The sequence below is a fragment of the Microbacterium sp. M1A1_1b genome (assembly GCF_053345565.1).
In genome coordinates this window covers 278510-294689 of record NZ_JBKFAJ010000004.1, presented here as the reverse complement: position 1 = coordinate 294689, position 16180 = coordinate 278510, and the positions used below count along the sequence as shown (strand labels likewise).

Below are 16180 nucleotides of genomic sequence, written 5' to 3'. Positions count from 1 at the left end.
GGTCACCACACGTAGGCGAGGACTTCCCCACCCACGCCCTTCTTCTCGGCTTCGCGGTCGGTCAGGAGCCCCGAGGAGGTCGAGAGGATCGCCACGCCGAGGCCACCGAGGACCTGGGGGATCTCCGTCGACTTCGCGTAGACCCGGAGGCCCGGCTTCGAGACGCGCTTGATGCCGGCGATCGAACGCTCGCGCTCGGGGCCGTACTTCAGCTCGATGGTGAGGGTCTTGCCCACGCGGGCGTCCTCCACCTTCCACTCGCTGATGTAGCCCTCGCGCTTGAGGATGTCAGCGATGGTCGTCTTCAGCTTGGAGCTCGGAAGCGAGACGGCATCGTGGTGTGCCGAGTTCGCGTTCCGCAATCTGGTCAGCATGTCTGCGACCGGATCGGTCATCGTCATGATGTGATTCCGTTCTCCGCCTGGTTTCGACACCCGTTCCACGAATGCCGACCTGAGCGATCGAGTGACCCCGGAGCGAATCCCCGAGGTCTGTGTGTTCGTGCGAGCGGGCCGGAGGACTTGCATCCTCCGGCCCGCGTCGCTCGAAGTAGCTTAGACCGTCTGCTCGCCCGAGCGGAACGGGAAGCCCAGCTGCTTGAGCAGTGCGCGTCCCTCGTCGTCCGTCTTCGCGGTGGTCACGACGGTGATGTCGAACCCGCGGACACGGTCGATGCGGTCCTGGTCGATCTCGTGGAACACGCTCTGCTCCGTGAGACCGAAGGTGTAGTTGCCGTTGCCGTCGAACTGGCGGTCCGACAGACCGCGGAAGTCGCGGATGCGGGGAAGCGCCAGCGACAGCAGGCGGTCCAGGAACTCCCAGGCACGGTCACCACGCAGGGTGACGTGCGCGCCGATGGCCTGGCCCTCACGCAGCTTGAACTGCGCGATGGACTTGCGGGCCATCGTGACCTGGGGCTTCTGACCCGTGATCGCGGTGAGGTCCTTGATGGCCCCGTCCATGATCTTCGAGTCGCGAGCGGCCTCACCGACACCGGTGTTGACGACGACCTTGACCAGGCCGGGGACCTGGTTGACGTTGCTGTAGCCGAACTGCTCGGTCAGCGCCGTCTTGATCTCGTCCTTGTACTTCTGCTTCAGGCGCGGCTGAACTTTCTCAGTCGTCGCGGCAGTCGTGTCAGTCATCAGAGCTTCTCACCAGACTTCTTGGCGTAGCGGACCCGGACGGTCTTCTTGACGCCGTCCTTCTCCACCTCTTCGGTGCGGAAGCCGACACGCGTCGGCTTCTTCGTCTTGGGGTCGACGATCGCGACGTTCGAGACGTGGATCGAAGCCTCGTGCTGCTCGATGCCACCCGTCTTCGAACCACGCTGCGTCTGGCCGACGCGGACGTGCTTCGTGACGAAGTTCACGCCCTCGACGACGACGCGGTTCTTGTCCTTGAGGACCTCGATGACCTTGCCCTGCTTGCCACGGTCGCCGCCACGCTCCTGCGTTGCGCCCGTGATGACCTGGACGAGGTCACCCTTCTTGATGTTCGCCATGGCTTACAGCACCTCCGGCGCGAGCGAGATGATCTTCATGAACTTCTTGTCGCGAAGTTCACGACCGACCGGCCCGAAGATGCGCGTTCCGCGCGGGTCGCCGTCGGCCTTGAGGATCACTGCCGCGTTCTCGTCGAACTTGATGTAGGAGCCGTCGCCGCGACGGGTCTCCTTCTTGGTGCGAACGATGACCGCCTTGACGACGTCACCCTTCTTCACGTTGCCGCCGGGGATGGCGTCCTTCACCGTGGCGACGATGACGTCACCGAGTCCGGCGTAGCGACGACCCGAGCCACCGAGAACGCGGATGGTCAAGATCTCCTTGGCACCCGTGTTGTCGGCGACCTTCAGGCGGGATTCCTGCTGAATCACTGCTGTCTCCTATTTCCGCAAGCGGGCCGCGAGGCCTACTTGGCCTTCTCGAGGATCTCGACCAGGCGCCAGCGCTTGGACGCGCTGAGGGGACGGGTCTCGCTGATCACGACGAGGTCGCCGATGCCGGCCGAACCAGCCTCGTCGTGCGCCTTCACCTTGGAGGTGCGGCGGATGACCTTGCCGTAGAGGGCGTGCTTCACGCGGTCCTCGACCTCGACGACGATGGTCTTGTCCATCTTGTCGCTGGTCACGTAGCCGCGACGCGTCTTGCGGTAGCCGCGGTTGAGGGCGGCGGAGTCCTTCTCTTCGTTCGCCATCAGTTCTCCTCGGCGGTCTCGGCCTCGGCCGACGCGGCGGGCTTGTCAGCCTTCTTCGTCGACTTCTTGGCCTTGGTTGCGGTCTCGACGGGCGCAGGAGTGGCACGGATGCCGAGCTCGCGCTCGCGCAGGACGGTGTAGATCCGGGCGATGTCGCGCTTGACGGCACGGAGACGGCCGTGGCTCTCCAGCTGACCGGTGGCCGACTGGAAGCGGAGGTTGAAGAGTTCCTCCTTGGCCTTCTTCAGCTCGTCTGCGAGTCGCTCGTTCTCGAAGGTGTCGAGCTCCGTCGGACGGAGCTCCTTGGAACCGATCGCCATTATGCGTCGCCCTCCTCGCGCTTGATGATGCGTGCCTTGAGGGGCAGCTTGTGAATGGCACGGGTGAGTGCCTCGCGAGCGATCTCGTCGCTCACGCCGGAGAGCTCGAAGAGCACACGGCCCGGCTTGACGTTGGCGACCCACCACTCGGGGGAACCCTTACCGGAACCCATGCGGGTCTCAGCGGGCTTCTTGGTGAGCGGACGGTCCGGGTAGATGTTGATCCACACCTTGCCGCCACGCTTGATGTGACGCGTCATCGCGATACGAGCGGACTCGATCTGACGGTTGGTCACGTAGGCGGGGGTCAGAGCCTGGATGCCGTAGTCACCGAAGGAGACCTTGGTGCCACCGGTGGCCTGACCCGAACGCTTCGGGTGGTGCTGCTTGCGGTGCTTGACTCGACGGGGGATAAGCATGGTTACGCCTCAACTCCTGCGCCGGCCGGCGCGTCCTGCGGGGCCTGCTGCTCGCGACGGTCGCCACCGCGGTCGCCGCCACGACGGTCACCGCGGTCGTTGCGGTCGCCACGCGGGCCTCCGCGACGCTCCGGGCGCGACGAACGCTGGTTCGCCTGCTCGCGAGCGAGCTCCTTGTTCGTGATGTCGCCCTTGTAGATCCAGACCTTCACGCCGATGCGGCCGAAGGTGGTGCGCGCCTCGTAGAAGCCGTAGTCGATGTTCGCGCGGAGGGTGTGCAGCGGCACACGGCCTTCGCGGTAGAACTCCGACCGCGACATCTCGGCGCCGCCGAGACGGCCGGCGACCTGGATGCGGACACCCTTGGCACCGGCGCGCTGTGCACCTTGCAGGCCCTTGCGCATGGCGCGACGGAACGCGACACGGGCGGAGAGCTGCTCGGCGATGCCCTGCGCGACGAGCTGGGCCTCGGTCTCGGGGTTCTTGACCTCGAGGATGTTGAGCTGGATCTGCTTCTTGGTGAGCTTCTCGAGCTCACCGCGGATGCGCTCGGCCTCGGCGCCGCGGCGACCGATGACGATGCCCGGACGCGCCGTGTGGATGTCCACGCGGACACGGTCACGGGTGCGCTCGAGCTCGATGCGGGCGACGCCGGCACGGTCGAGGGTCTTCTTCAGGTACTGACGCACCTTGATGTCCTCGGCGACGTAGTCCGCGTACCGCTGACCGACCTTCGTGCTGTCGGTGAACCAGTGCGAGACGTGGTCCGTCGTGATCCCGAGACGGAAGCCGTACGGGTTGACCTTCTGGCCCATTACTTGCTCGCCTTCTTGCTCGTCGCGGCAGCCTCGGCCTCGTCAGGGGTCGCGAGGACCACCGTGATGTGGCTGGTGCGCTTGTTGATCCGGAAGGCACGGCCCTGCGCACGCGGCTGGAACCGCTTGAGGGTCGTTCCTTCGTCGACGAAGACGCGGCTCACGTAGAGGTCGCGCTCGTCCAGGAAGCTGTTCGCCGAGTCCGCCTTGACACGTGCGTTGGCGATCGCCGAGGCGACCAGCTTGTACACGGGCTCCGAAGCGCCCTGAGGGGCGAACTTCAGGATGGCAAGCGCCTCGTGGGCCTGCTTGCCGCGGATCAGCTCGATGACGCGACGGGCCTTCTGAGGCGTGACGCGGATGTGTCGCACGCGTGCGATCGACTCCACCATTTCGTTCCTCCTCTTCGTCGCCGCCTTAGCGGCGACGGCCCTTCTTGTCGTCCTTCACGTGACCGCGGAAGGTACGGGTCGGCGCGAACTCGCCGAGCTTGTGACCGACCATCGACTCGGTGACGAACACCGGGATGTGCTTGCGGCCGTCGTGCACCGCGATGGTGTGACCGAGCATGTTCGGCACGATCATCGAGCGACGCGACCAGGTACGGATCACGTTCTTCGTGTTGGCCTCGTTCTGCGTGACGACCTTGCGAAGCAGGTGCTCGTCGACGAAGGGGCCCTTCTTCAGACTGCGTGGCATCTTCTGAACTCCTACTTGCGCTTCTTGCCGGCGTTACGGCGACGGACGATGAGCTTGTCGCTCGGCTTGTTCGACTTGCGCGTGCGACCCTCGGACTGGCCCCAGGGGCTGACCGGGTGACGGCCACCGGACGTCTTGCCCTCACCACCACCGTGCGGGTGGTCGATCGGGTTCATCGCGACACCACGAACGGTCGGGCGGACGCCCTTCCAGCGCATGCGGCCGGCCTTGCCCCAGTTGATGTTCGACTGCTCGGCGTTGCCGACCTCGCCGATCGTGGCGCGGCAGCGGGCGTCGACGTTGCGGACTTCGCCCGACGGCAGACGGAGCTGCGCGTAGGGGCCGTCCTTGGCGACGAGACGCACCGAGGCGCCGGCCGAACGCGCGAGCTTGGCGCCGCCACCGGGGCGGAGCTCGATCGCGTGGATGACCGTACCCACGGGGATGTTGCGCAGCGGCAGGTTGTTGCCGGGCTTGATGTCAGCACCGGCGCCCTGCTCGACGACGTCGCCCTGCTTGAGCTTGTTCGGCGCGAGGATGTAGCGCTTGGTGCCGTCCACGAAGTGCAGGAGCGCGATGCGCGCCGTGCGGTTCGGGTCGTACTCGATGTGCGCGACCTTGGCGTCCACGCCGTCCTTGTCGTGACGACGGAAGTCGATCACGCGGTACTGGCGCTTGTGGCCACCACCGATGTGGCGGGTGGTGATGCGGCCCGAGCTGTTGCGGCCACCGGTCTTCGGCAGCGGGCGAAGCAGGGACTTCTCCGGGGTCGAGCGGGTGATCTCGGCGAAGTCGGAGACCGAGGAGCCACGACGACCAGGGGTCGTCGGCTTGTAGTTACGAATAGCCATGATTTATCCCTCTGGTCCTCAGCCGACAGCCGTGAAGATGTCGATCGAACCGGACTTGAGCGTCACGATGGCACGCTTGGTGTCCTTGCGCTTGCCCAGACCGAACTTGGTGCGGCGGGTCTTGCCCGGACGGTTCAGCGTGTTGATGCCGGCGACCTTGACGTTGAAGATCTTCTCGATCGCGAGCTTGATCTCGGTCTTGTTCGCGCGGGGGTCCACGATGAACGTGTACTTGCCCTGGTCGATGAGCGCGTAGCTCTTCTCCGACACGACCGGCGAGATGATGATGTCGCGCGGGTCCTTGTTGAAGCCGCTCATGCGGTGATCTCCTTCGCGGTCTTCGACGCGATGAAGGCGTCGAGGGCGCTCTTGCTGAAGACGATGGTGTCCGACACGAGGACGTCGTAGGCGTTCAGCTGGCCGTACGAGAGCGCGTGGACGTTCGGCAGGTTGCGGATCGACTTGAGCGTCAGCTCGTCGTCCGACTCGAGCACGACGAGCACGTTCTTGACGGGCGCGACCTTCTCGAGCAGCGTGCGTGCGGTCTTGGTCGACGGCACCTCGGCGGCGACGAAGCCCTCCACAGCGGCGATGCGGCCACCGCGGGCGCGGTCCGAGAGCGAGCCGAGCAGGGCTGCGGCGATCATCTTCTTCGGGGTGCGCTGCGAGTAGTCGCGGGGGGTCGGTCCGTGGACGACGCCACCACCGGTGTGCTCCGGAGCGCGGACCGAACCCTGACGGGCGCGGCCGGTGCCCTTCTGCTTGAACGGCTTGCGACCGGCACCGCGGACTTCGCCGCGGTTCTTGGTCTTGTGGGTGCCCTGACGCGACGCGGCGCGCTGCGCGGTGACGACCTGGTGGATCAGCGGGACGTTGGTCTCGACGTCGAAGAGCTCGGCGGGGAGCTCGACGGTGCCGGACTTGACACCCGATGCGTCGAGGACGTCGATCGTGGTTGCGGTCGTGGTGGCCATGATCACTTACCCTTCACGGCGGTGCGGACGAAGACGGAGCGGCCACGAGCACCGGGGACGGCGCCCTTGACGAGCAGCAGACCCTTCTCGGCGTCGACGGCGTGCACCGTGAGGTTGAGGACGGTGACGCGCTCGCCACCCATGCGACCCGCCATGCGCATGCCCTTGAAGACACGCGACGGGGTCGAGGAAGCACCGATCGAACCGGGCTTGCGGTGGTTGCGGTGCGCACCGTGCGATGCGCCCACGCCGTGGAAGCCGTGGCGCTTCATGACACCCGCGAAGCCCTTGCCCTTGCTCGTGCCGACGACGTCGACCTTCGCGCCGGCCTCGAACGTGGCGTCGACGGTGAGCTCCTGGCCCAGCGTGTACTCGCTCGCGTCCGACGTGCGGATCTCGGTGAGGGTGCGGCGCGGGGTGACCCCGGCGGCCTCGAAGTGGCCGGCGGCCGGCTTGTTCACCTTGCGGGGGTCGATCTGGCCCGCGGCGATCTGGATCGCCTCGTAGCCGTCGCGCTCGACGTTGCGGATCTGGGTGACCACGTTCGGGCCGACCTCGATCACGGTGACGGGGATGAACTTGTTGTTCTCGTCCCACACCTGGGTCATCCCGAGCTTCTTGCCGAGGAGGCCCTTGACGGTCTTGGTTGTGTTCGCCATCAGTGCAGCCCCCTTACAGCTTGATCTCGATGTTGACGTCGGCCGGCAGGTCGAGACGCATGAGCGAGTCGACGGCCTTCGGCGTCGGGTCGACGATGTCGATGACGCGCTTGTGCGTGCGCTTCTCGAAGTGCTCGCGCGAGTCCTTGTACTTGTGAGGGGAACGGATCACGGCGATCACGTTCTTCTCGGTGGGGAGCGGCACCGGGCCGACCACGGTCGCACCGGCACGGGTCACCGTGTCGACGATCTTCCGGGCCGACGTGTCGATGACCTCGTGGTCGTACGACTTGAGCCGGATGCGGATCTTCTGTCCCGCCATGTGTTCTCTGTCCTCTCTGCGCCGCGCACCCTCAGGCCGCCTGACACCGCCTGGATCCGCCCTGTGCGGATCTGGCTGTTTACGTGGAACCGGGCGCATCCACGGGGGATGTCCGCTGTTCTCCTGTCAACCGCGCGGGCGGTCATGCTGTCGTGCACATGGCGGCCCGCGTGGACGTGTCGTCTCCACACACACCGGCTGGCCGGCGTGGTCTGGGGATTCGACGTGTGTTCTGCTGCCTGCGGCCCAACCCAGCTCTGCTGGACAGAGGGGTTGTGCACTGCCAGAGCAGTGATCCCCGCGAGCGCGAACCCACGGAGAATTCCGGAACCGGACAAGTCTCCCATAGGGGCACCATCCGTGCAACCCGGGCGTGTCGCGCAGTTCCGGGCGTGTCGCTCCGGAGGGACTTCCGCAGCCCGCCGCGGAAGCACCGCCCTGGAGGCCCGGCTCGGTTCCGCCCCGCACGGTGCCCTGTCGGGACCCACGCCACGGACGCATCGCGCCCCCGGACGGACGTCGCGCCCCCGTGGAACGGGGTGCGATGTCCACGCGGGGGCGCGACGTGGGAGCGGGGCGACCGGCGGCCCGCCTGCGGCGGTCCACCGGTCGGTGGTCTCAGTCCTCGTCGGGGACCACGGGTGGGACGAACCACGGCGGGAAGACCGCGACGCGGGGGGCGTGTCCGCCGTGCTCGGACAGGATGTCCTTCACCGCGTGCCGCGTCCGGTCGTTCGGGACGCCGATGACCGCGACCGACGAGAACGGCACGCTCGGCCCGGCCAGGACCTCGAGGCCGTGCATCTCCGGGTCGGTCAGGTCCGTGCGTCGCAGCAGGTTCGCCGCGGCTTCCGGGCCCACGGCGAAGCGGGCATCGTCGGCATCGGCATCGGTGTCCGCCAGGATCACGGACGCGCCGAACGCCGCCGCGGGCACGACGAGCACGACGAAGTCGATCCCCTTGGCGTGACGCGCGGCCTCGGACCACCGGGTCTCGTCGTGGGCACCACGGCGCACCTCGTCCCACCGGGCGCCGTCCGGCGAGAGCGAGAACGGGACGTGCGCTGCCACCGGTGAGCCGTCGGGAGCGGTCGCGGCCGCACGACGTCCACGCAGTTCCTGGGAGCTGATGTCGTACGAGGGCGTCACGCGGTCGGCGGCCGTGATCGCCTGGTCGGCGACGATGCCGTCGAAGTTGTCGATGTGGGTGACGTGGTGCGCGCGCAGCGTGCCGAAGACCCGCGCCGCGGGCATCTCGGGTTCCGCGACACGCAGAGCCGTGGCCTTCGCCCGCGCCGGCGAGCCGCCAGGGGTCGACCGGAGCGAGGTGCTCACGCGGGTGCGCCGTGGCGCAGGGGTCTTGGGGACGTCCGGCAGGTCGCGCTGTCGCGGCGCGCAGATGTCGCAGAGTTCAGTGGGGAATCCGTGGATGCACTCGTCGGTCACGACTGGTGTGGGTCCTTCCGTGCCGCGTGGGGGTGGAACGGCACAAGGGTCAACGCTACGTCATCGGGGCCCGATTGCGGCACCGATCCGCTCATCGGCGGTACAGCAGCGCCCGGACCTCGGACTCCGCGGCGTGGAGTCGGGCCGGATCGATGGTCTCGCCGTGCTCGTAGGCGTCGAGCAGCCGGGGATCGATGTAGCTCGCCCGCGCGACGGTCGGGGTGTTGCCGAGGACGTCGCTCGCGGCCTGTACCGCGTGCGACACCGCGCGCTTCCGTTTCGTCGCTGCCGACTGCGAGCCCGTCTGCGCCAGGTCGATCGCGGCCGCCACCGTGCCGTGCAGCGTCCGGAAGTCCTTCGCCGTGAACTCGTCGCCGGCGCGCTCCTTGACGTAGGCGTTGATGTCCTCTGCCGTCAGCGGCTCCCACCGGGCCCCGCGGGTGCGGCGGTAGGACAGCAGTCGCGCGGTGGGGCCCCGACGCTGCATCCCGACGATGACCTTCGCCAGGTCCGCGTCGTGGATCGACGACGACCACTCCTGGTGGCTCTTGCCGGGGAAGGCGAGCTCGATGTCGGCCCCGGAGACCGTCGCGTGCGCACAGAGCAGCGTCGACAGTCCGCGGCTGCCGTGCTCGGTCGCGTAGCGTTCGGACCCGACCCGCAGCGAACCCTGGTCGAGCATCCGGAACGCCGCCGCCAGTGACCGCCGTTGGTCCGGTTCGGGGCGCCGCAGGTCCTGCGTGACCATCCGTCGTGCGCTCGGGAGCGACTCCGCCAGACCGAGCGCCCGGTCGTACTTGATCTTGTCCATCCGGTCCCGCCAGGACGGGTGGTACATGTACTGCCGACGACCCGCACCGTCGATGCCCGTCGCCAGGATGTGACCGTTCGCGTAGGGCGAGATCCAGACGTCGTCCCAGGCCGGCGGGATCACGAACTCCTCGAGCCGCGCACGGATCGCCGGGTCGGTGACCGTGGCGCCGTCGGGGTCGCGGTAGGTGAACCCGCGCCCGCTGCGGAGCCGGTGGTAGCCACGACCGTTGGTCTTGGATCTGCGGAGACGTGTCACTCGTCGAGCCAACACGGCCTGGGCTGGACGTGGCCACGGCCGGGGTCCTCAGCCGGTGGTCACTCCTTGCCGACGTGCTCGTCGACGGTGTCCGCGGCGTCGTCGACCTGCTCGTCGAACCGGCCGCCCGTGACCTTCTTGATGCCGTCCGCGAGCCCGTGGATGATCTTGTCGGAGACGTCCTCGACCTTGTCGCTCTTGAGGGCCTCTTCGATCTTGTCCTTGTTCGCATCGACGAAGGCCTTGGCCTTGTCGGTGACCTCTTCCGCCTTGGCGGACACGTTCTTCTGCAGGTCGTCGAAGCTGCTCATGATGTCTCCCCGTTCGGGCCGGACACTCCGACCCTCTGGCCCTCATGCTGCCCCGTTCCGCACCGTCTGTCCACGGACCGCGGGAGAACACCCGGCGACGGCGCCGGGAACACGACAGCAGTGTCGGGAACACGACAGCGGGACCCGGAACACGACAGCGGGGCCGAGCCCGAAGGCCCGACCCCGCTGCAACAGGTGACGAGAGTTACTTGATGATCGTCTCGACCGTACCGGCACCGACCGTACGACCACCCTCGCGGATGGCGAAACGGAGGCCCTCTTCCATGGCGATCGGCTGGATCAGCTCGACCGTCATCGAAACGGTGTCGCCGGGCATGACCATCTCGGTGCCCTCGGGCAGCGTGATGACGCCGGTGACGTCCGTGGTGCGGAAGTAGAACTGCGGGCGGTAGTTCGCGTAGAACGGGTTGTGACGACCGCCCTCTTCCTTGTTCAGGATGTACGCGTTCGCCTTGAACTCGGTGTGCGGCGTGACCGAACCCGGCTTCACGACGACCTGGCCGCGCTCGACGTCCTCGCGCTTGAGGCCACGGATGAGCAGACCGGTGTTGTCACCGGCGACTGCCTTGTCCAGCAGCTTGCGGAACATCTCGATGCCCGTGACCGTGGTCTTCTGGGTCGCCTTGATGCCGACGATCTCGACCTCGGAGTTGAGGTCCAGCTCGCCACGCTCGACGCGACCGGTGACGACGGTGCCACGACCGGTGATCGTGAAGACGTCCTCGATCGGCATCAGGAAGGGCTGGTCGGTGGCGCGGATCGGGTCCGGCACGCTCTCGTCGACAGCGGCCATGAGGTCCTGGACGGACTTGACCCACTTCTCGTCGCCCTCGAGCGCCTTGAGCGCCGAGACCTGCACGACGGGGGCGTCCTCGTCGAACTCCTGCGAGCCGAGGAGCTCGCGGACCTCGAGCTCGACCAGCTCGAGGATCTCTTCGTCGTCCACCATGTCGGACTTGTTCAGCGCGACGACGATGTAGGGCACGCCGACCTGGCGGGCGAGCAGCACGTGCTCACGCGTCTGGGGCATGGGACCGTCGGTGGCGGCGACCACGAGGATCGCGCCGTCCATCTGGGCCGCACCGGTGATCATGTTCTTCACGTAGTCAGCGTGACCAGGAGCGTCGACGTGCGCGTAGTGGCGCTTCTCCGTCTGGTACTCGACGTGCGAGATGTTGATCGTGATGCCGCGCTGGCGCTCTTCGGGAGCGTTGTCGATCTGAGCGAAGTCGCGGGCCTCGTTGAGGTCCGGGTACTGGTCGTGCAGAACCTTGGTGATCGCCGCCGTGAGCGTGGTCTTGCCGTGGTCGACGTGACCGATGGTTCCGATGTTGACGTGCGGCTTGGTGCGCTCGAACTTGGCCTTGGCCACTGTGGGTCCTCCTCAGGACTCGGATGCGGCACCCCCGGGGGCATCCCGGTCGGGATGCGAGCGAGTGGTCCGCGGTGTGTGTGTCTTTTACTGTACTTGGTGGCGAGGGGCCCGTCGCCGGGCGCCCTCGCCTGTGGAGAACACGCTCGGAAGCGTTATTCGCCCTTGGCCTTCGCGACGATCTCCTCGGCGACGTTCGACGGGACCTGGTTGTAGGTCTCGAAGGTCATCGAGTAGACGGCACGACCGGAGGTCTTCGAACGAAGGTCTCCGACGTAGCCGAACATCTCGGACAGCGGCACGCTCGCGCGGACCACCTTGACGCCCGAGGCGTCCTCCATCGCGGCGATGTTGCCACGACGGGAGCTGAGGTCACCGATCACGTCGCCCATGTACTCCTCGGGCGTGCGGACCTCGACGGCCATGATCGGCTCGAGGATGACCGGACCGGCCTTGCGGGCCGCTTCCTTGTACGCGATCGAGCCGGCGATCTTGAACGCCATCTCGGACGAGTCGACGTCGTGCGCCGCGCCGTCCTTGAGGGTCGCCTTCACGCCCACCGTCGGGTAGCCGGCGAGGATGCCGACCTGCATCGCGTCCTGGATGCCGGCGTCCACCGAGGGGATGTACTCGCGGGGGACGCGTCCACCGGTGACGGCGTTGACGAACTCGTAGACCTTCTCGGAGGTGACCTCCATCGGCTCGAGCGCGATCTGCACCTTCGCGAACTGACCGGAGCCACCGGTCTGCTTCTTGTGGGTGTAGTCGTAGCGCTCGACGACCTTCGTCAGGGTCTCGCGGTAGGCCACCTGGGGCTTGCCGACGTTGGCCTCGACGTGGAACTCACGCTTCATGCGGTCGACCAGGATGTCGAGGTGGAGCTCGCCCATGCCCTTGATCGTGGTCTGACCGGTCTCCGGGTTGAGCTCGACGCGGAACGTCGGGTCCTCTTCGGCGAGCTTCTGGATGGCCGTGGAGAGCTTCTCCTGGTCGGCCTTGGTCTTCGGCTCGATCGCGACCTCGATGACGGGCTCGGGGAACGTCATCGACTCGAGGACGACCTGGTCCTGCGGGTCGCAGAGCGTGTCGCCGGTGGTCGTGTCCTTGAGGCCGATGACCGCGTAGATGTGACCGGCGGTGACGGCGTCGACCGGGTTCTCCTTGTTGGAGTGCATCTGGAAGATCTTGCCGATGCGCTCCTTCTTGCCCTTGGTCGAGTTGATGACCTGTGCACCGGACTCGATGTGGCCGGAGTACACGCGGACGTAGGTCAGACGACCGAAGAACGGGTGCACCGCGACCTTGAAGGCGAGCGCGGAGAAGGGCTCGGAGGCCTCCGGCTTGCGGATGATCTCCTTCTCTTCGTCCTTGACGTCGTGACCGATCATCGGCGGGACGTCGAGGGGAGACGGCAGGTAGTCGATGACCGCGTCGAGCATCGGCTGGACGCCGCGGTTCTTGAAGGCAGAACCACAGAGGACCGGGTAGATCTCGCTGTTGACCGTGAGCTGACGGATCGCGGCCTTGATCTCGGCGACCGAGAAGTCGGTGTCGCCCTCGAGGTAGCGCTCCATGAGCTCGTCGTTGGCCTCGGCCACGCGCTCGATGAGCTTCTCGCGGTACTCCGCAGCACGGTCGGCGAGGTCCGCGGGGATCTCCTCGATCTCGTACTTGGCGCCCATCTGGACGTCACCCTTCGCGTCGCCGCGCCAGGTGAGTGCCCGCATCTCGACCAGGTCGACGACGCCCTCGAACGAGGACTCCGCACCGATCGGGAGCTGCAGGACCAGGGGCTCTGCGCCGAGGCGGTTCACGATCGTGTCGACGGTGAAGTAGAAGTCCGCGCCGAGCTTGTCCATCTTGTTGACGAAGCAGATGCGCGGGACGTTGTACTTGTCCGCCTGACGCCACACGGTCTCGGACTGGGGCTCGACGCCCTCTTTCCCGTCGAAGACGGCGACGGCACCGTCGAGGACGCGGAGCGAGCGCTCCACCTCGACCGTGAAGTCGACGTGACCCGGGGTGTCGATGATGTTGATCTGGTTGTTGTCCCAGAAGCAGGTCGTCGCGGCCGACGTGATCGTGATGCCGCGTTCCTGCTCCTGCGCCATCCAGTCCATGGTGGCTGCGCCGTCGTGGACTTCACCGATCTTGTGCGTGATGCCCGTGTAGAACAGGATGCGCTCGGTGGTCGTGGTCTTGCCAGCATCGATGTGCGCCATGATGCCGATGTTGCGGACCTTGTTCAGGTCGGTGAGCACGTCCTGTGCCACAGGGTTCCTCCGGAAGAGTTGTAGGAGAGGTTGGCGTCCGTCCGGGCGTCGGGGTTCTTGACCGCCGGCGCCCGGACAGTGCCGGGACTACCAGCGGTAGTGCGCGAAGGCCTTGTTCGACTCGGCCATCTTGTGGGTGTCTTCACGACGCTTGACAGCGGCGCCGAGACCGTTCGACGCGTCGAGGATCTCGTTCATGAGACGCTCGGTCATCGTCTTCTCGCGGCGGGCCTTGGCGTACGAGGTCAGCCAGCGCAGGGCCAGCGTGTTCGCACGGTGCGGCTTGACCTCGACCGGGACCTGGTAGGTCGAGCCACCGACGCGGCGGCTGCGGACCTCGAGGGTCGGTCGGACGTTGTCGAGCGCCTTCTTGAGCGTGACGACGGCATCCTGCTGGTTCTTGGCGGTCACGCCTTCGAGTGCGTCGTAGACGATGCGCTCGGCGAGACCCTTCTTGCCGTCCAGGAGGATCTTGTTGACGAGCTGGCTGACGATCGGTGCGCCGTAGACGGGGTCTGCGACGACGGGGCGCTTGGGGGCCGGTCCCTTACGAGGCATGTTCTCAACCCTTCTTCGCGCCGTAGCGGCTACGCGCCTGCTTGCGGTTCTTGACGGCCTGCGTGTCGAGCGCGCCGCGGATGATCTTGTAGCGCACGCCGGGCAGGTCCTTCACACGACCGCCGCGGACGAGCACCATCGAGTGCTCCTGCAGGTTGTGGCCCTCACCGGGGATGTAGGCCGTGACCTCGGTACCGTTCGAGAGCTTCACACGAGCGACCTTGCGCAGTGCCGAGTTGGGCTTCTTGGGGGTGGTGGTGTAGACGCGGGTGCACACGCCACGCTGCTGGGGGTTCGCCTTCAGCGCCGGGGCCTTGGTCTTGACGACCTTGGGGCTCCGACCCTTGCGAACGAGCTGCTGGATGGTAGGCAACTGTTCTCCTGGTTCTCGCTCGTGTTCTCTGGCCGACGCGGTCCGTCGGCATCCTCGCCCACGCAGACGTCGGCCGATTCGGCAGACGTGGATCGGGGGCGGACTGTCCGGATCGAGGTCATCGACCCGCCGGACATGGGGGCGCGCCCGAAGGCGCACACCCGGAAGAGCCTACCTGTGGTACCCCGTGGGGTCAATCCCAGCCATCCCCGCGCGGCGCGCGTCCGCCGGGGGGTGAGCCGGGCCTCCAGTCCGGTGCGCGACGTCGTCGTCGCACACCCCGCCCCGGTCAGGAACCGGTGTCCGAAGCGCCGTTGCCGACGGCCGACGCGAACGTCGCACCGCTGTCCGAGAAGCCCGTGATGTAGCCGCTGGCGTTGACGTTGATCGGCCCGGCAGTGGCCGTCCCGGCCCCCGACGGCCCGGTGAAGTCGGCCGTGTAGGTCGCGGACCCGAACGACGACGTCGTGATCGTCCACCCCTTGGGCAGCCACTCGCCGACCGTGACGGTGGGTCGCGAGTCGAGCGTCCACTTCTGGTTCGTGTACGTGTTCGCCGGGTTCTCGCCGTAGGCGTAGAAGCTGCACCCCTCGGGCTTGGTCGAGGTGGACGCGATGCAGCGGTCGACCCAGGCGTTGACGGCGTCGGTCGCGGCCTGCTTGCCGGCATCGGTCATCTCGGTGGTCAGCGAGACCGGGCTGCCGGCGGAGCTGCCGAACCCGCGGACCGCCGCCGTCTCGGTGGGCGCGGAGAACCACTTGCCCCCGTCGACCGCGACGGCGTAGGCGCCGGGCAGTGCCGAGAGCGTCAGCCCACCGGACGAATCCGTGCGCTCCCGCTGGCCGGCGACCGTCACCGTCGTGTTCGGCGGCCCCTGGACCGTCAGGTCCACCGCGCCCAGACGCGGAGCCTGCAGCTTCCAGATCGGGAACACGCCCCAGTCGGTGCCGGTCTTGTCGAGCGTGAAGGTCGCGGGGACCTGGCGACCCGCCTGCGTCAGGTAGGCGCTGACCGTGGCCGTGTCACCGTCCGGCTGCACTGCGGTGATGCGGTAGCCCGTCACGCGGTCCTTCGCCTTGGCGTAGGCGGCGTCGGTGAGCAGGACGTCGGACTTGGTGTGCCGGATGCCGGCCGATCGGAGGGCGTCGTCGACCTTGCCCGCGGACAGGTCGTCGAGGAACGCCCGGACCGGACGGTCCGCGGAGTGCGAGTCGGTCTGCACCGAGTAGCCCACGACGCCGGCGACCAGCAGGAGCACGACGGCCGCACCACCGGCGATGATGCCGATCAGGGGGCCGCGGCCCAGGCGACGACGCGGACGCGGCAGCACGCTCGGAGCCGCCGGACCCAGGGCCGGGGCTTCGTGGGTGCCGGAGATCACGCCGACGTGCGGCACCGATCCCCAGCCACCGGGAGCCGTCGCGCCCGCAGTCGGCGCACCGTGCGCCGGTGCACCCGCAGCCGGCGCACCCTGCGTTTCAGGCATGTCAGGCGTGTCAGGC

Annotated in this window: 23 protein-coding genes; all 23 read right to left on the bottom strand. The window is 67.3% G+C overall.

Going from position 1 to position 16180, the window contains the following annotated elements; genetic code table 11:
* Positions 1-2 precede the first annotated feature (2 nt).
* Complete coding sequence (gene rpsH / locus ACLBWP_RS11960; RefSeq protein WP_056121440.1) at positions 3-401, bottom strand: 30S ribosomal protein S8; 399 nt, start codon at positions 399-401, stop codon at positions 3-5.
* 153 nt (positions 402-554) lie between these two features.
* The gene (gene rplE / locus ACLBWP_RS11955; protein ID WP_243564034.1) at positions 555-1145 is read right to left on the bottom strand and encodes a 50S ribosomal protein L5; all 591 of its coding nucleotides are present in this window, start codon (positions 1143-1145) and stop codon (positions 555-557) included.
* Positions 1145-1504 (bottom strand): 50S ribosomal protein L24, encoded by a 360-nt coding sequence (gene rplX, locus ACLBWP_RS11950; RefSeq protein ID WP_056121433.1) that lies wholly within the window; start codon positions 1502-1504, stop codon positions 1145-1147. The genes rplE and rplX overlap by 1 nt, the downstream gene beginning before the upstream one ends.
* 3 nt (positions 1505-1507) lie before the next feature.
* The gene (gene rplN / locus ACLBWP_RS11945; protein ID WP_243564035.1) at positions 1508-1876 is read right to left on the bottom strand and encodes a 50S ribosomal protein L14; all 369 of its coding nucleotides are present in this window, start codon (positions 1874-1876) and stop codon (positions 1508-1510) included.
* A gap of 35 nt (positions 1877-1911) precedes the next feature.
* Complete coding sequence (rpsQ, locus tag ACLBWP_RS11940) at positions 1912-2196, bottom strand: 30S ribosomal protein S17 (protein WP_243564036.1); 285 nt, start codon at positions 2194-2196, stop codon at positions 1912-1914.
* Positions 2196-2516, bottom strand: a complete 321-nt coding sequence (rpmC, locus tag ACLBWP_RS11935) for a 50S ribosomal protein L29 (protein WP_056121427.1) — start codon at positions 2514-2516, stop codon at positions 2196-2198. The genes rpsQ and rpmC overlap by 1 nt, the downstream gene beginning before the upstream one ends.
* Entirely contained in the window at positions 2516-2935 is a 420-nt protein-coding gene (rplP, locus tag ACLBWP_RS11930) for a 50S ribosomal protein L16 (protein WP_055950897.1), read from the bottom strand. Before rplP ends, rpmC begins: the two co-directional genes overlap by 1 nt.
* Before the next feature lie 2 nt (positions 2936-2937).
* Positions 2938-3750, bottom strand: a complete 813-nt coding sequence (gene rpsC / locus ACLBWP_RS11925) for a 30S ribosomal protein S3 (protein ID WP_447655359.1) — start codon at positions 3748-3750, stop codon at positions 2938-2940.
* Complete coding sequence (gene rplV, locus ACLBWP_RS11920) at positions 3750-4142, bottom strand: 50S ribosomal protein L22 (RefSeq protein WP_243564038.1); 393 nt, start codon at positions 4140-4142, stop codon at positions 3750-3752. Before rplV ends, rpsC begins: the two co-directional genes overlap by 1 nt.
* Positions 4143-4167: 25 nt before the next feature.
* Positions 4168-4449, bottom strand: coding sequence for a 30S ribosomal protein S19 (rpsS, locus tag ACLBWP_RS11915; protein WP_017885529.1), 282 nt, complete (start codon positions 4447-4449; stop codon positions 4168-4170).
* 11 nt (positions 4450-4460) lie between these two features.
* Entirely contained in the window at positions 4461-5300 is an 840-nt protein-coding gene (gene rplB / locus ACLBWP_RS11910) for a 50S ribosomal protein L2 (protein ID WP_243564039.1), read from the bottom strand.
* 18 nt (positions 5301-5318) lie between these two features.
* Entirely contained in the window at positions 5319-5618 is a 300-nt protein-coding gene (rplW, locus tag ACLBWP_RS11905) for a 50S ribosomal protein L23 (RefSeq protein ID WP_243564040.1), read from the bottom strand.
* The gene (gene rplD, locus ACLBWP_RS11900) at positions 5615-6274 is read right to left on the bottom strand and encodes a 50S ribosomal protein L4 (RefSeq protein WP_243564041.1); all 660 of its coding nucleotides are present in this window, start codon (positions 6272-6274) and stop codon (positions 5615-5617) included. The genes rplW and rplD overlap by 4 nt, the downstream gene beginning before the upstream one ends.
* A 2-nt stretch (positions 6275-6276) precedes the next feature.
* Positions 6277-6933 carry a 50S ribosomal protein L3 gene (gene rplC / locus ACLBWP_RS11895; RefSeq protein ID WP_243564042.1) on the bottom strand — a complete coding sequence of 219 codons (657 nt, stop codon included), beginning with the start codon at positions 6931-6933 and terminating at the stop codon, positions 6277-6279.
* Positions 6934-6946: 13 nt separating this feature from the next.
* Positions 6947-7255: a 30S ribosomal protein S10 gene (rpsJ, locus tag ACLBWP_RS11890; RefSeq protein ID WP_017885534.1), complete on the bottom strand. Its 309-nt coding sequence runs from the start codon at positions 7253-7255 to the stop codon at positions 6947-6949.
* 618 nt (positions 7256-7873) lie between these two features.
* Entirely contained in the window at positions 7874-8590 is a 717-nt protein-coding gene (locus ACLBWP_RS11885) for a DarT ssDNA thymidine ADP-ribosyltransferase family protein (RefSeq protein WP_447655357.1), read from the bottom strand.
* A gap of 202 nt (positions 8591-8792) precedes the next feature.
* Positions 8793-9770 carry a DNA topoisomerase IB gene (locus ACLBWP_RS11880; protein ID WP_447655356.1) on the bottom strand — a complete coding sequence of 326 codons (978 nt, stop codon included), beginning with the start codon at positions 9768-9770 and terminating at the stop codon, positions 8793-8795.
* A gap of 59 nt (positions 9771-9829) precedes the next feature.
* Positions 9830-10081: an antitoxin gene (locus ACLBWP_RS11875; protein ID WP_243564045.1), complete on the bottom strand. Its 252-nt coding sequence runs from the start codon at positions 10079-10081 to the stop codon at positions 9830-9832.
* Positions 10082-10286: 205 nt separating this feature from the next.
* Entirely contained in the window at positions 10287-11474 is a 1188-nt protein-coding gene (gene tuf / locus ACLBWP_RS11870; protein WP_243564046.1) for an elongation factor Tu, read from the bottom strand.
* Positions 11475-11629: 155 nt separating this feature from the next.
* A complete protein-coding gene (gene fusA / locus ACLBWP_RS11865; RefSeq protein WP_243564047.1) occupies positions 11630-13747 on the bottom strand; it encodes an elongation factor G in 2118 nt (705 codons plus the stop codon).
* A gap of 87 nt (positions 13748-13834) precedes the next feature.
* On the bottom strand, positions 13835-14305 hold the full coding sequence (gene rpsG / locus ACLBWP_RS11860) for a 30S ribosomal protein S7 (protein WP_056121395.1): 471 nt from the start codon (positions 14303-14305) through the stop codon (positions 13835-13837).
* A gap of 4 nt (positions 14306-14309) precedes the next feature.
* Entirely contained in the window at positions 14310-14678 is a 369-nt protein-coding gene (rpsL, locus tag ACLBWP_RS11855; protein ID WP_056121393.1) for a 30S ribosomal protein S12, read from the bottom strand.
* A gap of 289 nt (positions 14679-14967) precedes the next feature.
* Complete coding sequence (locus ACLBWP_RS11850; RefSeq protein WP_447655355.1) at positions 14968-16164, bottom strand: hypothetical protein; 1197 nt, start codon at positions 16162-16164, stop codon at positions 14968-14970.
* Positions 16165-16180 lie beyond the last annotated feature (16 nt).

Coding starts and splice junctions, on each gene's coding strand:
- rpsS (WP_017885529.1), bottom strand. CDS start 4,449: ATGCCACGCAGTCTGAAGAAGGGCCCCTTCGTCGACGAGCACCTGCTT.
- rpsH (WP_056121440.1), bottom strand. CDS start 401: ATGACGATGACCGATCCGGTCGCAGACATGCTGACCAGATTGCGGAAC.
- rpsJ (WP_017885534.1), bottom strand. CDS start 7,255: ATGGCGGGACAGAAGATCCGCATCCGGCTCAAGTCGTACGACCACGAG.
- rpsC (WP_447655359.1), bottom strand. CDS start 3,750: ATGGGCCAGAAGGTCAACCCGTACGGCTTCCGTCTCGGGATCACGACG.
- ACLBWP_RS11875 (WP_243564045.1), bottom strand. CDS start 10,081: ATGAGCAGCTTCGACGACCTGCAGAAGAACGTGTCCGCCAAGGCGGAA.
- rplP (WP_055950897.1), bottom strand. CDS start 2,935: ATGCTTATCCCCCGTCGAGTCAAGCACCGCAAGCAGCACCACCCGAAG.
- rplV (WP_243564038.1), bottom strand. CDS start 4,142: ATGGTGGAGTCGATCGCACGCGTGCGACACATCCGCGTCACGCCTCAG.
- ACLBWP_RS11850 (WP_447655355.1), bottom strand. CDS start 16,164: ATGCCTGAAACGCAGGGTGCGCCGGCTGCGGGTGCACCGGCGCACGGT.
- rpmC (WP_056121427.1), bottom strand. CDS start 2,516: ATGGCGATCGGTTCCAAGGAGCTCCGTCCGACGGAGCTCGACACCTTC.
- rplW (WP_243564040.1), bottom strand. CDS start 5,618: ATGAGCGGCTTCAACAAGGACCCGCGCGACATCATCATCTCGCCGGTC.
- rpsQ (WP_243564036.1), bottom strand. CDS start 2,196: ATGGCGAACGAAGAGAAGGACTCCGCCGCCCTCAACCGCGGCTACCGC.
- rplB (WP_243564039.1), bottom strand. CDS start 5,300: ATGGCTATTCGTAACTACAAGCCGACGACCCCTGGTCGTCGTGGCTCC.
- rplX (WP_056121433.1), bottom strand. CDS start 1,504: ATGGCGAACATCAAGAAGGGTGACCTCGTCCAGGTCATCACGGGCGCA.
- rpsG (WP_056121395.1), bottom strand. CDS start 14,305: ATGCCTCGTAAGGGACCGGCCCCCAAGCGCCCCGTCGTCGCAGACCCC.
- rplD (WP_243564041.1), bottom strand. CDS start 6,274: ATGGCCACCACGACCGCAACCACGATCGACGTCCTCGACGCATCGGGT.
- rplC (WP_243564042.1), bottom strand. CDS start 6,933: ATGGCGAACACAACCAAGACCGTCAAGGGCCTCCTCGGCAAGAAGCTC.
- rplE (WP_243564034.1), bottom strand. CDS start 1,145: ATGACTGACACGACTGCCGCGACGACTGAGAAAGTTCAGCCGCGCCTG.